We start from the raw sequence: 14,763 nt of genomic DNA on the forward strand, positions 1-14,763 counted from the left end.
TGGACGTATTGCTGAACCATACCTGCGCGGCGGGCAAGCACGTTGCGTTGGATCAACGCGGCGCGACGGGGCGCGCCAGTGCGGAGCAGGGGATTGACATGCGCGTCCGGCAGGCGGATGGGAGCGGCCTTACACGATCCACCACGCGAGCGCGACCGTGATCAGCACGACCGCCCACGACGGCACCCGCCACCACCCGAGCAGCACCAGCGCCGCGACGACCAGCACGAAATCGCGTCCCGTATGCACGGCGCTGGTCCACACGGGGTCGTACAGCGCGGCGAGCAGGATGCCGACCACGGCGGCATTGATGCCGGCCATGGCGCGGCGCATCGAGGCGAACGCCCGCAATCTGCCCCAAAGAGGCAGCGCCGCGCCGACCAGCAGGAACGAAGGCAGGAAGATCGCCACGGTGGCGATCAGTGCGCCGACGATGCCCGCCGGGTGAGCGCTGCTCGTGGCGCCGAGAAATGCTGCAAACGTAAAAAGCGGACCGGGGATTGCCTGCGCCGCGCCGTAGCCTGCCATGAAGGTATTTGCGGAAACCCAGCCACGCGGCACGACGACGGCTTCCAGCAATGGCAGCACCACGTGCCCGCCGCCGAATACCAGCGAGCCGACCCGGTAGAACGCCGCAAAAAGATCGAGCGGATAACTGTGCAGATACGCCGCTGCGGCCGGCAGGCCGAACAGCAGCAGGGCGAAGGCGGCGAGGCAAGCAAGCGCACCAGCCCGGGATCCGGGCATGCCGGGCGGCGCGCTCGGCACCTCGGTCGACGAGCCCAGCAGCGCCGCCCCGGCCACCCCGGCGGCGACGATCGACGCGATCTGCCCGACCCCTGCGCCGAGCAGGATCACGGCGGTCGCCGAAGCCGCCGCGAGGGTTGCGCGCGTGCGGTCGGGACAGAGCATGCGTCCCATCGACCAGACCGCCTGGACGACCACGGCGACCGCAGCGATCTTCAGCCCTCGCAGCAGATGAAGCGAGGTCGCATCCGACAGCAGCGTGAAGCCGTATGCGAAAGCCACGAGCAGCAGCACCGAGGGCAGCGTGAAGCCGAGCCAGGCCGCGAGTGCGCCGGCAATGCCGCCGCGCAGACGGCCGATCGCGATGCCGACCTGGCTGCTGCCCGGACCCGGCAGAAACTGGCACAGCGCAACCACGTCGCTGTAGGTGTGTTCATCGAGCCAGCGGCGCCGACTGACGAATTCATCGCGGAAGTAGCCAAGATGGGCTGCCGGGCCGCCGAACGATGTCAAGCCGAGCCTCAGAAAAATGCAGAACAGCGACCACGGCGAGCTATGGGCCGCAAGGGCGGAGGGCGTCTCGGTGTTCGCGTCGTGCATGGGGAAGGGTCGTATACCGGTAGTACCGCGTTGGGCTCAAGAAAATAGCACAAGCCGCCCATCCGCGGGACTGCGGCATCTCGCGAACGCGACCGTGTTCCACACGCGCACGCGCAGGCCGCGCGGCTCTGCCGCGCCGTTGATGCAGGTCAATCGCGAAATGCCAATAGTGCCGATGATCTCCTAATCGGCACGTTTGCCTTTGCGACAGCGACGATCGGCCGGCAGGACAGCACGCGAGGAGGCGGTATGGGAATTGATATGCAAATCGTCTACTTCGGATTTGCGGGATCCGCACAGATCGAGTCCGAGGCGGCGGCACAACTGGTGCGGCTCGAGCGGTTCAGCAGATTGATCTCCGGTTGCCACCTCGCGGTCGAAGCCATTCATGAGCGCACGCTCTACGACATCCCCGCGCGGCGCGCTGCGCCTGACGCGGCGCCCAACCGTACGCTGTTCGACGCGCGTCTTGACCTGGTGCTGCGCACGGGCGAGCTGGTGCCGCTCCAGCATCGCCAGGGTGCCGATCCCGATGACGCGATACGGGCGGCTTTCGATGCGGCTGAGCGCCTGCTCGCGCAGGGTGCCGCGCGACACTGATTCCCAACGGGTGTTTCAACCTCTACTTCTGGAGTGAGTCATGTACACAAACATCGTGGTGGCCCTGGACGGCAGTGAAGCCTCGAAGCGCGCGCTTTCCGAAGCGATCCAGCTCGCGAGGCTCGCGCGCGGCAAACTGACGGCGGTTTTCGTGCTGGATCAATCGGCGGCTTTCACGTATGCGGGCGCCTGCGATCCGCATCTGCTGACCGACGCCGCGCGGCAAGTCGGACAAAGCCTGCTGAGTGGCGCGCTCGACCAGATGCGCGAACTCAACGTCGAGGGCGATACGGAAATCGTGGAGACGCAAGGCATCGCCGAGGACATCGCCAGCGCGTTGCTGCGCTGTGTACAACGCCGTGGCGCGGACCTGGTCGTGATGGGCACGCACGGCCGCCGCGGTTTGCGGCGCATGGTGCTCGGCAGCGTGGCCGAACGGTTCGCGCGCTTTGCGACGTGCCCCGTGCTGCTGATCCGCGAAGAGGCCGACACGGAGCATGACACGCCGGCGTGATGCGCATTTCGCCGCGCCCCCCGAACGAACAGTGAGGTAATTCATGAAAGCATTGGTGTATCACGGTCCTGGCAAGAAATCGCTGGAGGAGCGGCCCATGCCGCAACTTGCCTGCGCCACCGACGCCATCGTCAAGGTGACGCGCACGACGATCTGCGGCACCGATCTTCATATCCTGAAGGGCGACGTTCCGACATGCCAACCCGGCCGCATTCTCGGTCACGAAGGCGTGGGCATCGTGCAGCAGATCGGAGCCGCGGTCAGTACGTTGAAAGAGGGCGACCATGTGCTGATCTCATGCATCTCTTCATGCGGCAAGTGCGAGTATTGCCGGCGTGGCATGTATTCACACTGCACGACCGGTGGCTGGATTCTCGGCAACCGCATCGATGGCACGCAAGCTGAATACGTGCGCATTCCGCATGCGGAGACGAGTCTTTATCCGATTCCCGCCGGCGCCGACGAAGAAGCGCTCGTGATGCTCTCCGACATCCTGCCGACCGGTTTCGAATGCGGTGTCCTCAACGGCAAGGTGCAGCCGGGCAGCACCGTGGCGATTGTCGGTGCCGGTCCGATCGGACTGGCGTCGCTGCTCACCGCGCAGTTCTATTCGCCGGGCCAGATCATCATGATCGATCGCGATGCGAGCCGTCTCGAAGTGGCGAGGCGTTTCGGGGCGACCGCGTGTGTCGACAGCCGGGTGGTCGAGCCCGTAGCGAAGGTGATGGAACTGACCGGCCACGTCGGCGTGGATTGCGCGATCGAGGCCGTGGGTGTGCCTGAAACGTTCGAGCTGTGCGAGGCGCTGGTTGCCCCCGGTGGCGTGATCGCCAATGTCGGCGTGCACGGGGTCAAGGCGGATCTGCATCTGGAAACGCTCTGGGACCGCAACATCTCCATTACGACCCGCCTCGTCGATACCGTCAGTACACCGATGTTGCTGAAGACGGTACACTCGGGCCGGCTCGATCCTGCCAGACTGATCACGCACCGATTCCATTTCGAAGACGTGTTGAACGCCTACGAGACGTTCGGCCGTGCGGCGGATTCCCATGCGTTGAAGGTAATCATCGAAATGTCGTAGCGGCGGCGGGGTTGGGTCGACACATTCAGGCGCCAGGAGGCTGGCCGCGCTCGCCAAGCGTGGCGCCAGGCATCACTGGATGCCGCAGCGCAGCCACGACCGCGGAACGCTGCGGCAACGGCGGCGGCAAGTGCCGTCCGCAGCCGTCCGCAGCAGAGCGTGATCACGCGTTGCGCAGTTCTTCCTGAATCGTCAAGGTCAGCTCGATCTTCTCGGAAGCGGCGCCTACGGGCAATACCACGTGCCCATGAGTCTCGTTGATGATTTCCGCAGCCGACAGATAGAACGCGAACAACGCGGTAAGCATTCCCAAGTAGCCGCCGGCGTGATGCAGCCATTCAAGTCCGGTCCATTCGCTCGCGGCGAGCACGAAGAACGTGATCCACAGCGAGAGAAACACCAGTTGCAGCACGCGTGCGGCTCGCCATGTCGCCACCCACATGTAAAGCGTGAACACACCCCACAGAAACAGATACCAGCCGATAAAGGCAGCCGGCACCGTGCCGTGCAGAAACAGCACGAACAGCGCCAGCGACCACCAGAATGCACCGTAACTGAGGAATGCGGTCGCGCCGAAGGTATTGCCGCGGGGAATCTCCATCAGCCCGGCGACGGCCTGCGCGGTGCCGCCGTAAGCGAATGCGACGGCGAGCACCATCCCCATTGCATTGCCGCTGAACCAGCCGGCGTTGATCATGCTGAGCAGCCACGTGGTCAGTGCAAAACCGGCGAGGCCGAGTGCGGCGGGATTGGGAGCCTTGATGTTCATGATGACATCCTCCGTTCCATACAGGAACGCTGAAATTAGAGGGGGTGCGCGCGTGCACAGGCAGTGCACGCGCGACAGGGGATTGCGTCGGAAGAGACGGGCGAGCGGCGGGCGCCCGTATGTCAGGCTGCGTCGGCGAACTGTGAAATAACCGCGGGGTTTTCCACCGTCGACGTGTCCTGCGAGATGACCTCTCCTTTGGCCACCGAGCGCAACAACCGGCGTACCACCTTGCCGGAGCGCGTTTTCGGCATGGCGTCGCCGAAGCGGATGTCCTTGGGCTTGGCGATCGGGCCGATCTCCTTGCCGACCCACGCGCGCAATTCGTCGGCCACGCGCTTCGCGTCGGCGCCGGACGGGCGCTCTGCCTTGAGCACCACGAACGCGACGATCGCCTCACCGGCGGTCTCGTCGGGACGTCCGACCACCGCGGCTTCGGCCACCAGCGGATGGGCCGCGAGCGCGGACTCGATCTCCATCGTTCCGAGCCGGTGCCCGGAAACGTTCAGCACGTCGTCGATACGGCCGGTGATGGTGAAGTAGCCGGTGTCGCGGTCGCGGATTGCACCGTCACCCGCGAGGTACAGCTTGCCGCCGAGCTCTCCGGGAAAATAGCCTTGCCGGAAGCGCTCCGGATTGCCCCAGATGGTCCTGATCATGGAAGGCCACGGCTTGCGGATGACGAGCACGCCGCCGTTTCCGTTCGGGACCTCTTCACCGGTTTCATCGACGATTGCCGCGTCGATGCCGGGCATCGGCAATGTGCATGAACCCGGCACCAGCGGAGTCACGCCCGGCAGCGGGGAAATCATATGGCCGCCCGTTTCGGTTTGCCAGAAGGTGTCGAGCACGGGACAACGTCCACCGCCGACGTGCCGCGCATACCACGTCCAGGCGCTCGGATTGATCGGCTCGCCGACCGTGCCGAGCAGACGCAGGCTGCTCAGGTCGAAGCTGTCCGGATGCACCGCATGATTGGCGTCGGCGGACTTGATGAGCGAACGGATAGCCGTGGGCGCCGTATAGAAGATGCTCACCTTGTGACGCTGGATCATCTCCCAGAAACGTCCCGCGTTCGGATACGTGGGTACGCCTTCGAAGATCACCTGTGTCGCGCCGACCGCGGTCGGTCCATAGCAGATGTAAGTGTGGCCGGTGATCCAGCCGATGTCCGCGGTGCACCAGAACACATCTTCCGGCTTGATATCGAACGTCCACTTCATCGTCGCGGCGGCCCACAGCAGGTAACCGCCGGTGCTGTGCTGGACGCCTTTGGGCGTGCCCGTCGAGCCGGAGGTGTACAGCACGAACAACGGATGCTCCGCGCCGACCCACTCAGGCTCACAGGTGTCCGGCTGGGCCGCTTCGAGTTCGTGCAGCCACTTGTCGCGCTCGTTGATCCACGGGATCTGGCCGCCCGTGCGCCGGTAGATGGCCACTGTCTTGATGCCGGCGGCGCCGCCCATCGCGAGCGCTTCGTCGACGATCGTCTTGAGCGGCAGTGTCTTGCCGGCGCGCACCTGCTCGTCCGCGGTAATGACGGCGCAGGCACCGATATCGACGATGCGTTCATGCAGCGACTTGGCGGAGAATCCGCCAAACACCACCGAATGCGGCGCGCCGATGCGTGCGCACGCGAGCATCGCGACCACACCCTCCACCGACATCGGCATATAGATCACCACACGGTCGCCTTTTTTTACGCCGCGGGCACGCAGCGCATTGGCAAGCCGGCATACGCGGTGATACAGCGCCTGATAGGTGACGTGGGTGAGTTTGCCGTCGTCCGACTCGAACACGATCGCGGTTTTCTCCGCCAATCCGTTGATCAGGTTGCGATCGAGGCAGTTGTACGAGGCGTTCAATTCACCGTCTTCGAACCAGTGATAGAACGGCGCGTCCGTGTCGTTCAGCACTTTCGTGAATGGACGGTGCCAGGCGAGGTGTTCCCGGGCAAGACGCGCCCAGAACGCTTCGTAATCCTGATTCGCTTCGGTAACGAGGGCGCGATAAGCATCCATGCCGTCAATGCTGGCATTCCGGGCAAGCGGGATTTGCAGCGCGGTGGAGTCGGGCGGGGCGGTATCGATGGTAGACATAGTCTCCTCACATGAGTCATGAAGGGGAAAAGCACCTCAGTGCTTTACCGATGAGGGGGGCTCTTGTCGGCCGTGGGGCACCGTCGTTCAGGCCAGCAGCGTGGCGTGAACGGGTCGGCATTAGATCAGCGTGCGTATGGGATGACTATGAACTGGCTGCTGTTGGCGCCGTTGATGCACATCAACTGAAGGGTGCACCGCCTGTCGGATGTTTGACGGGACTTCCGCGGGCGACGCGACGCGCACGCTGCAGCCGGGTTGGCGCTGCACGCCGCATCGGGCTGCGACGCGCACGATCGGAATGTGAAGTCGCGCGGAAAGAGCGGAGAACTAACGGAGAACTAACGGGGAACTAGCGGAAAACTAAAGGGCGTATCCGCGTTTGCATTGTCGCGTTAGCTATTGCGCGCATCGCGCGCATGTTAGGGCGCGTCGGGTCCATCGGCGGAATCGGAACACTCGAAATGGCCGACGGTTTGTGCGAGGACGGGCAGGCTGTCGCGCGAGAGATGCATCTCCGCGCCCAATGCGCTGCGGTTGAGCCAGCTTCGGGCCGCAACCGCGAGGCCCGCTGCGGCGCAGAACAGGTAGACGTTCTGCACGATCGCGCCGGCGCTCGCATACGCGAACGGCTCACGCTGGGACGGGGCGATGTCGTGCATACGTGCGAGATCCGCCACGTAGACCAACTCGAGCGGCGCTTCGCCGACGAAGTCCTGATAACCCGTCAATCCGCGCAGATCAACGGCGCTCACCAAATCGAGGCAATGTTGCAACGGTTCGTAGCAGTACATGCCGTAAGGCAGCGCGGCATAGACGTCGATCTCGTGCAGGGCGAGAACGGATGGCGCCGTGCGTCCACTGTCGTCATCGGCTCCGCTGCGGTTGATGCCGTTTGCGGCCCAGAGCAGTTGCCCAAGCGTTGCTTCGTCCAGATCGGTCGTAGCGAAGCGCCGGGTCGTCCGCCTATGCGAGAAGGCATCCATGATGGGCTTGCCGCCGCTGCGCACCGGTGGGGGCAGGGTGATACGCGAGACCGGCTGGCCAGTCACCGGGCGCGCGCGTGCCGGATCGCGCGTAGCCGTACCGAGTCTGAAGAAATGTTTCATCGCAGCCTCATCGAGCGGGCGTTGGGCGGCTGTCGTGCCTTATGACACGACTTCGGCGAGCGGACGACGCGGCGAATGAGGCGCCGGCTTGCCGCGGCCGACGCGCAGCAGCAGTTGCGGCACCGCGCCCATGGCCAGCGCCGTGCCAAGCCGCTCTCGCAGAGAGGTCAGTTCGATCGGCTGATTCAGATACGACGCCGTGATCCCGGCATTCGCGGCGACCAGCAACAGCCGCTCGAGCGCCTGGCCGGCTGCCAGCCACGCGGAGGCGTCGTCCGTGGAAGTCGCGAGGCAGATGAGCAGCGGCGAGCCCGCGGCCAGCGCATGATGAGCCGCGGCCAGGCCGCCGCCGAGATCGAAGGTCCGAATCACCGAGGTGAGCAAAGGCGCGGCCAGATCGAGCAGCACGCTCATCCCGGGAGACAGTGCGGGCATGCCGTCTTCGCTGCGCCGCGGATGAATCCAGCTAGCCAGTTCACGGCGAAAACGCGGGTCCTTGAACTGGGCGCGGTCGGCCTCGGCGACCAGCTCGGCAAGACTCTCGCGCATCGGCGCGCTCGGGATGCACACCGCATCCGCGCCTTCCGCCTCGGCGGCATCCACCAACTGTTGCTGGATGAACGAAGGCAGCGGCTCGTCCACGAAGATTTCGCGAGTGGTGACGCGGCGGAGAATGGCCGGGAAGAGCGGAGCGAGACTGGCGTCGCAATGTCCGTCGTGGACGATTCGCACGTGTGCCAGCACGTCGGGATCGGCGCGCGACGGAAACAGCGTGATGGCATACGCAAGCCCGAAGTGGCTCAATGCCACGCGCAGATTGAACAGCGCCGCACCGCAACTCATGATCAACTCGCGATCGAAGGGATCGACCACGGGCAGTGCGCGCAAGCGGTCGGCGCACACGGTCACGCTGTCGCCGTCCAGAATAAAGTGCCAGGGCTGAGTGTTGTGGTTGGACGGCGCCAGCACCGCATAACGCAGCGCGAATCGCAGTTTCGCTTCGACGTTTGCGGTGCGGTCAAGCTGATGTTCGTCGACGGCCCAGGCGGCCGTCTGCGGCAGTGCGCTCATGTCATGGTCTCCTGCACGATCTCATACCCCTACTGTGTCAGGCGCGCGCCGCGCGCGGATTGATCTGGATCAGTTCGAACCGAACGCCGGGCGGTGGCGTCTATTCGGCGGACCGGGTGCTTGCAGCAGTCGGTGGCGGCACGCCGGGAGGCGACGCTGCATTCGTGATGGCGGCGCACGGATCGACGCCCACCGTCCCCACCGAACCGGATAATTCGACGGTCTCAAGATAGATCGGCACTTCGCAAGGCCAGTGATAGGTTTCCTCGATGTGGCGACGCATCGCGTCGGCCGCCGCCGGCTCGCCGTGCGTGACGAACGTGCGCTGCGGCGGCTGCGGAATCGAGCGCAGCCACGATAGTGTCTCGGCGTAGTCCGCATGGGCCGATAACGACGACAGGCTCACCACCGAAGCGCGCACACGCACGTAGTCGCCGTGAATCTTGATCGTCGGCGCACCGGCGGCGAGCGCCGCGCCGCGCGTGCCGGCCGCCTGGTAGCCGACCAGCGCGATCGTGTTGCGAAAGTCCGGAGCGAAGGCTTTCAGGTGATGCACGACCCGGCCGCCGGTCGCCATGCCGCTGCCTGCGATGATCACCCGCGGGCCGTTCAGGCTCAGAATCGCCTTGGATTCTTCGACGGTGCGCACCATCTGCGCGGCGTTGCTGATTGCGTTGGCCTCGGTCGAACTTAGCCGGTGTTCGCCGACGTGATGCCGGTAGAGCTGCGTGACGCTCGTCGCCATCGGGCTGTCGAGAAAGACCGGCACGTTCGCCATGCGGCCGCTGGCTTTCAGCTGGACGATGTAATGCAGGATCGATTGCGCGCGGCCCACCGCGAAACAGGGAATCACAACGACGCCGCCGCGACGGAACGTGCTCTCGAAGACTTCCGCCAGTTCGGTGGCAGGATCGGTCCTCTCGTGCAGGCGGTCGCCGTAGGTGGATTCAACGACCAGGTAGTCGGCCCTGGCGAGCGGCATCGGCGCGCGCATGATCGGGTCGTCCGGCCGGCCGAGGTCGCCCGAGAAGGCGATGACCTTGCCTTCGACGCACAGCACCACGCTCGCGGCGCCGAGAATGTGTCCGGCCGGCAACAGGCGGAAACACGCATGGTCGTTCAATTGCTTCGGCACGTCGAAATCGCGCGCTTCGAGTAACTCAAGCGCGTTTTCGGCATCTTCAAGTGTATACAGCGGCAATGCCGGATGATGTTTGGACAGGCCGTGGCGGTTCGCGTACCCGGCTTCTTCTTCCTGCAGTTTGGCGCTGTCGCGCAGCATGATCTGGCACAGGTCACGGGTGCCGCGCGTGCAATAGACCGGCCTGCGGTAGCCCGTGCGCACGAGCATTGGGAGGTAGCCGCTGTGATCCAGATGCGCGTGGGTCAGAATAACGGCGTCGAGTTTGCCGACGTCGATCTGCAAGGGATTCCAGTTGCGCAGGCGCAGGTTCTTCGTACCCTGGAAGAGGCCGCAGTCGATCAGAATCCGAAGTCCCGCGCCTTCGAGTAGATACTTTGAACCGGTGACGGTTTCCGCCGCACCGAGAAAGGTCAGCTTCATTTCGCACCTTCCGTCAGAAATGGCCGCACATGGCGGGGAGTGAACTCAACGCGCCGGGGTGTCCATGGAACCGTTGCAAAGCGCGCGAGCGAAGCGCCGGAAAGCGTTGAGCGAGCCGGCAATGCTCTGACACTTTTCGGCGCCGATCTGGCCGTCGAGGGTGACCAGCATGCCCGCCTCGCGGGCCAGCGAGACAATCCGGGTGATGTCGTCCGGGGCCTCGAATGCTTCTCGCAACTGGCCGTCAGGTGACATGGTGTGGGCATGGGAAGCGGCGTTTGACATGATGGTCTCCTGATGACATAGGCAGGCGAGTTGGATGCTTGTCCTGCCGCGCGAACGTTTCGATTGCTGTTCCCGCTGAATTCAGTATTGGTCATCGAACAGAGGCGATAAATCAGGTGTCGCTGAGACCAGGGTAGGTATTGCTGCGTCAGTGTCAGCCGTTTCCTACACGCTGTCGCACGATGGATGTTAGGGAAAATTCGGCGTGCTGCGACGCTGTTCCCACGATAGACGATGATCCAGGTCAACTCCCCCGCACCGTCCTGCCCATACTTTTGTAATCAGGTGAGTTTTTAAAAAGCGGGCCGCTGATTTGCAACGGTGAATCGCGCCGTAGAACGTGAAAATGGGCAGGCTGATATGAAGAACGGGCGGCTGGCAGCCTTCGCGCTGCTGATGATCATCCTTGCTGGCTGCAATACCGAAGCACGCGTGGCGGCACGCCGCGACACCGAAATCGCGCTTGAAACGGCACGCGAACAGGCTCACGTGGACTGTTCCTCCTCTGCCGATTGCGAACGGTTATGGAGGCTCACCCGACTGTACGTCGTGCAACGCTCAGTGACGCCGATCCGCCGCGCGGACGACACCGCAATCGAAACGGCCGAGCCGCACACATTCGGCGCAGTCTATGTGTGGGCGACGCGGACAAGTAACGCTGACGGCATGTCCACCATCGAAATCAAAGGCATGTGCCGGGGGATGTACCGCGCGGACGGCAATCCTGGCTGGTTGTACGGAACGTGTGCAGAACAGATTCGCTCGGTCGAAATGGAATTCCGCTCGTTCATCGGCGCGGCGTCATGAGGACGGTGGCGACATGAAGGAGAGTTGGCATGTTGCCGGTCTCGGCGGCGTCGATCCTCATGACGATGCGCGAGCGGTGCGGGCATGGCGCTGGATGCAGTGGGCGCTGCTCGCTTTCAGCCTGCTTGCGATTCCCGCGTTCTATTTCGAACTGGCTGTTGCAGCCTGGTTTCATCCGGTCGGCCGTGCGCTCTATGCCTGCATGTCCGCCGGTTTCGTGGTGGTGCTGGCGCGAGTCACCTGTCTGAGCCGCAAACCTGAACGGTTCCTTACGCGCAACGGTTACGACGTCCTGATTGCGGCAGGCGCGGGGATCAGCGTGGCTGGGGGTATGCCGCCGTGGTCGCCTCTCGAGTGGGTGCTGCGCATCTTTTTCGTGGGCCTCGTGGCGGCGCGCATCGTGTTGTCGTTACGAGGGTTTTTCTCGCCTGGGCGCCTGTGGCTGCTGCTGGTGACAGCCGTGTTGCTGCTCGCGTCCGCAGGGGCAGGGTTTTACTGGCTCGAACCGGGCGTGCACACGTATGCAGAAGGCGTCTGGCTCGCGTTCGAAAGCAGCGCGACAGTCGGCTATGGGGACATGGCGCCGACCACGCCCGCGTCACGCGTGTTCGCCGCTTTCGTGGTGCTGCTGGGCTACGGCCTGTTGTCGCTTTTCTTCGCCAGCATTGCGGCAAATTTCGTCGAACAGGAAGAGCGGATCTTGCGGCGCGAAATGCATCGCGACATCAAGGCGCTACGCGACGAAATTGCCGCGTTGAGAAACGATATACAAACGCGAGGCGGCGATACGCCCGTTGCTGCGGTTGCAGTCGATCCGGTCAACCCGGCGCCGTCTCATCCGGGCGAATCGCACTGAGCGGAATCCGCGCGGTGACGCGAAAGCCGCTGCCCGGTGCGGTGTCGATCGTCAGGTTGCCGCGTAGCTGGCGTACCCGTTCGCCCATGCCGAGCAGCCCGAATGAGCCACGCCTGCCGGCGTCGTCGAGCACGGTTCCGCGGCCGTTGTCTTCGATATGGATCGAGCAGGTGTTCGCATCGCTCGATATCTCGACCATCACCTGAGTTGCCTGCGCATGCCGGGCCACATTCGTCAGCGCTTCCTGCACGATGCGAAAAAGCGCGGAAGACGCGAAAGGCGTGAAGCCCGTGTCGTCAATATCCATGTTGAGAATGGCGTTCACGTCAAAGCGTTGCGTGAAATCGTCTTTCAGGCACTCGAGCGCCGCGACGAGCCCAAGGTCATCCAGCAAGGGCGGCCGCAAGTTCGATGCGATGCGGCGCAGCGAGGTCATCATGTCGTCGATCTGACATTGCAGTTCGCTTGCCACAGCGGATCCATCAGGATCGCTAACGTTGGCGCCAATGCGCCGTTCCAGCACGACGACGCCCATCTTGAGTGCCGTCAGCTGCTGGCCCAGATCGTCGTGCAATTCGCGGGCAATGCGTCTTTGCTCTTCCTCGCGCGCGTGCTGGATCTGCGCGGCCAGCTCGCTTGCATGCTCGAGTTCGGCAAGCCGCATGCGTTCGGTCATGTCGCGGGTCACCTTGGCAAAACCGAGCAAGGTGCCGGCCGCATCGTGAACCGCCGTGATCGTGACGTCCGCCCAGAATCGCGAGCCGTCGCGCCGGACGCGCCAGCCCTGGTCCGCCACGCGGCCTTGCGCTATCGCGAGCGCCAGTTCGCGGTCCGGCTTGCCAGCGGCGACATCTTCAGGTGTGTAGAAAATCGAGAAATGGCGGCCGATGATTTCCTCGGGCGCGTAGCCTTTGATCTTGTGCGCGCCGATGTTCCAGCTCGCCACGCGTCCTTCCTTATCGAGCATGAAGATCGCGTAATCCTGCACCGCGTCGATCAGCAATTGATAGCGATCCTCGACGGGGACGTCGGAATCGCACGCTGCGGCAGATTTGCGGGTTGCATCGTTCCAGTTGAAAACCACTGGTATCTCCGAAAGTTGGCGAATTGCGAACGACTCGTCGACTGCAAGGATAGACATGTCCCGACAGATTACGCCAAATTGTTCCTTTCCGCCGACGATAACCAGCGCAATCGCGCGACCATTCACGTTCGCGGCAAGCCATTCCATGGTTGATACAGGTCAACCGGCATCTGGGGGGCGCGCCTACATTCAACTCATTACTGGCCTGCGCGCGCGTTCGTCTGCGTCCCATAGCGCGGGCGGACGGCTTCATCACGACAGGAGAACCACCATGACCGGCACATCCGTCACGCCCCTCGATCTGTATCGGGCCACTCTTTCGTTCGCGCTAAGGCTACTGAGCTTCAGTCACCAGGCGCGGCAGCAGGCCTGTGAGTTCGAGATGCAGCGTATACGGCGTGACCTGGCGGCGGCGTGCGCCATTGGCAATGCGGCTTCGGCAGCGCGGGACTGGAGCGCGCTCGCGGTGTCGCTGCAGACAGTATTGCGCGATTACATGGCGACCACCACCAATCTCTGGCAGCAAGGTCTCGGCTCGGCCGTGCAACTGCAAACCGGATCCTTCGAGGGGCTGCGCGACGCGTTCGCGACTTGGCAGGCGGCTTCGACCGACCCATGGCCCGCGTATGCGCCGATGAACCCTGTCATGCTGCCGTGGCAAGAGTGGCTGCAGCGCCTGGGCGGCGCTGCGGCCCGACCTGTCGTGCGAGCGGCTCGCAGCGAAGCCGGCTATGAACCCCATTCCGCAAATTCCTCCGCGCCGCCGACTGCCAGCGGTTCCGCGCAAGATGGAGGGCATCATGTCGGCTAAACGCGTTGCTTTTGTCACCGGCGGCATGGGGGGATTGGGCGCGGCGATCAGCCGGCGTCTGCACGATGCGGGCATGACGGTGGCGATGACCCATTCCGAACTCAACGATCATGTCGCCACCTGGCTCGTGCGGGAGCGCGAAGCCGGACGCTACTTCGTCGCATTCGAGGCCGACGTGTCCAGCTTCGACTCGTGCGCGCATTGCGCCGAGCGTGTGCTCGCCGAATTCGGTACGGTGGACATTCTGGTGAATAATGCGGGCATTACCCGCGATTCGACGTTTGCGAAGATGAATAAGGAAGACTGGGACAAGGTGCTGCGCACCGATCTCGATTCCTTGTTCAACGTGACCAAGCCGCTGATCAGCGGGATGGTCAAGCAGCAGTTCGGGCGCATCGTCAATGTCAGTTCCGTGAACGGCGCGCGCGGTGCCTTCGGGCAGACCAACTACGCGGCCGCCAAGGCGGGCATACACGGGTTTACGATGTCGCTCGCCCTGGAGGTGGCCAGACACGGCGTGACCGTCAATACGGTGTCGCCAGGCTATCTTGCGACGGCAATGACCTCGGCCGTTCCCAAGGACGTGATCGAAACGAAAATCCTCCCGCAGATTCCGGTGGGGCGTCTCGGTCGGCCGGACGAAGTTGCAGCCGTCGTGGCCTTTTTGTGCTCCGAAGACGCCGGTTTCGTCACCGGCGCGGATTTCGCCGTCAACGGCGGCATGCACATGGGGTGAAGAATCACGATCGGCTCAGCGCATACG

Annotated in this window: 16 protein-coding genes; 7 read left to right on the forward strand and 9 right to left on the reverse strand. The window is 63.8% G+C overall.

Annotated features, from left to right (window positions below; translation table 11 throughout):
* Positions 1–129: 129 nt before the first annotated feature.
* A complete protein-coding gene (gene chrA / locus CJU94_RS13260; protein ID WP_095419057.1) occupies positions 130–1,347 on the reverse strand; it encodes a chromate efflux transporter in 1,218 nt (405 codons plus the stop codon).
* Between the two features lie 249 nt (positions 1,348–1,596).
* Between chrA and CJU94_RS13265 the strand changes: the two genes are divergently transcribed.
* From CJU94_RS13265 to CJU94_RS13275, 3 genes are read left to right on the forward strand one after another with little or no spacing between them, the layout of a single operon-like run.
* Positions 1,597–1,947 (forward strand): hypothetical protein, encoded by a 351-nt coding sequence (locus tag CJU94_RS13265; RefSeq protein ID WP_095419058.1) that lies wholly within the window; start codon positions 1,597–1,599, stop codon positions 1,945–1,947.
* Positions 1,948–1,987: 40 nt separating this feature from the next.
* Positions 1,988–2,461 carry a universal stress protein gene (locus tag CJU94_RS13270; RefSeq protein WP_095419059.1) on the forward strand — a complete coding sequence of 158 codons (474 nt, stop codon included), beginning with the start codon at positions 1,988–1,990 and terminating at the stop codon, positions 2,459–2,461.
* Positions 2,462–2,504: 43 nt separating this feature from the next.
* Positions 2,505–3,545, forward strand: coding sequence for a zinc-dependent alcohol dehydrogenase family protein (locus CJU94_RS13275; protein ID WP_095419060.1), 1,041 nt, complete (start codon positions 2,505–2,507; stop codon positions 3,543–3,545).
* A 163-nt stretch (positions 3,546–3,708) separates the two neighbouring features.
* Here CJU94_RS13275 and CJU94_RS13280 read toward each other — a convergent pair whose 3' ends face one another.
* The 7 genes from CJU94_RS13280 to CJU94_RS41760 form a co-directional block, all read right to left on the reverse strand.
* Positions 3,709–4,314: an acetate uptake transporter gene (locus CJU94_RS13280; protein ID WP_095419061.1), complete on the reverse strand. Its 606-nt coding sequence runs from the start codon at positions 4,312–4,314 to the stop codon at positions 3,709–3,711.
* Positions 4,315–4,436: 122 nt separating this feature from the next.
* Positions 4,437–6,413 carry an acetate--CoA ligase gene (acs, locus tag CJU94_RS13285; RefSeq protein WP_095419062.1) on the reverse strand — a complete coding sequence of 659 codons (1,977 nt, stop codon included), beginning with the start codon at positions 6,411–6,413 and terminating at the stop codon, positions 4,437–4,439.
* Positions 6,414–6,835: 422 nt separating this feature from the next.
* Positions 6,836–7,522: a nitroreductase family protein gene (locus tag CJU94_RS13290; RefSeq protein WP_095419063.1), complete on the reverse strand. Its 687-nt coding sequence runs from the start codon at positions 7,520–7,522 to the stop codon at positions 6,836–6,838.
* A 39-nt stretch (positions 7,523–7,561) separates the two neighbouring features.
* Positions 7,562–8,593, reverse strand: a complete 1,032-nt coding sequence (locus tag CJU94_RS13295) for an Acg family FMN-binding oxidoreductase (protein ID WP_095419064.1) — start codon at positions 8,591–8,593, stop codon at positions 7,562–7,564.
* A gap of 100 nt (positions 8,594–8,693) precedes the next feature.
* Positions 8,694–10,157: an MBL fold metallo-hydrolase RNA specificity domain-containing protein gene (locus tag CJU94_RS13300; RefSeq protein ID WP_095419065.1), complete on the reverse strand. Its 1,464-nt coding sequence runs from the start codon at positions 10,155–10,157 to the stop codon at positions 8,694–8,696.
* A gap of 45 nt (positions 10,158–10,202) precedes the next feature.
* Positions 10,203–10,442 (reverse strand): hypothetical protein, encoded by a 240-nt coding sequence (locus CJU94_RS13305; protein WP_095419066.1) that lies wholly within the window; start codon positions 10,440–10,442, stop codon positions 10,203–10,205.
* Positions 10,443–10,631: 189 nt separating this feature from the next.
* Positions 10,632–10,931, reverse strand: coding sequence for a hypothetical protein (locus CJU94_RS41760; RefSeq protein ID WP_244220826.1), 300 nt, complete (start codon positions 10,929–10,931; stop codon positions 10,632–10,634).
* Positions 10,932–10,991: 60 nt separating this feature from the next.
* On the opposite strand from CJU94_RS41760, the gene CJU94_RS41765 reads away from it, so the two are divergent.
* Together CJU94_RS41765 and CJU94_RS13315 are read left to right on the forward strand one after the other, a co-directional pair.
* Positions 10,992–11,249, forward strand: a complete 258-nt coding sequence (locus CJU94_RS41765; protein ID WP_244220827.1) for a hypothetical protein — start codon at positions 10,992–10,994, stop codon at positions 11,247–11,249.
* A 13-nt stretch (positions 11,250–11,262) separates the two neighbouring features.
* Positions 11,263–12,105: a potassium channel family protein gene (locus tag CJU94_RS13315; RefSeq protein WP_095419068.1), complete on the forward strand. Its 843-nt coding sequence runs from the start codon at positions 11,263–11,265 to the stop codon at positions 12,103–12,105.
* On the opposite strand, the gene CJU94_RS13320 is transcribed toward CJU94_RS13315, so the two are convergent.
* Positions 12,068–13,189, reverse strand: a complete 1,122-nt coding sequence (locus CJU94_RS13320) for a PAS domain-containing sensor histidine kinase (protein ID WP_244220828.1) — start codon at positions 13,187–13,189, stop codon at positions 12,068–12,070. The two genes, CJU94_RS13315 and CJU94_RS13320, sit on opposite strands and share 38 nt — an antisense overlap.
* Before the next feature lie 55 nt (positions 13,190–13,244).
* Between CJU94_RS13320 and CJU94_RS13325 the strand changes: the two genes are divergently transcribed.
* Together CJU94_RS13325 and CJU94_RS13330 are read left to right on the forward strand one after the other, a co-directional pair.
* Positions 13,245–14,000: a hypothetical protein gene (locus tag CJU94_RS13325; RefSeq protein ID WP_157763745.1), complete on the forward strand. Its 756-nt coding sequence runs from the start codon at positions 13,245–13,247 to the stop codon at positions 13,998–14,000.
* Positions 13,990–14,736, forward strand: coding sequence for a beta-ketoacyl-ACP reductase (locus tag CJU94_RS13330; RefSeq protein ID WP_095419070.1), 747 nt, complete (start codon positions 13,990–13,992; stop codon positions 14,734–14,736). Before CJU94_RS13325 ends, CJU94_RS13330 begins: the two co-directional genes overlap by 11 nt.
* Positions 14,737–14,763: the final 27 nt, after the last annotated feature.

The sequence above is a fragment of the Paraburkholderia aromaticivorans genome (assembly GCF_002278075.1).
Lineage (GTDB): Bacteria > Pseudomonadota > Gammaproteobacteria > Burkholderiales > Burkholderiaceae > Paraburkholderia > Paraburkholderia aromaticivorans.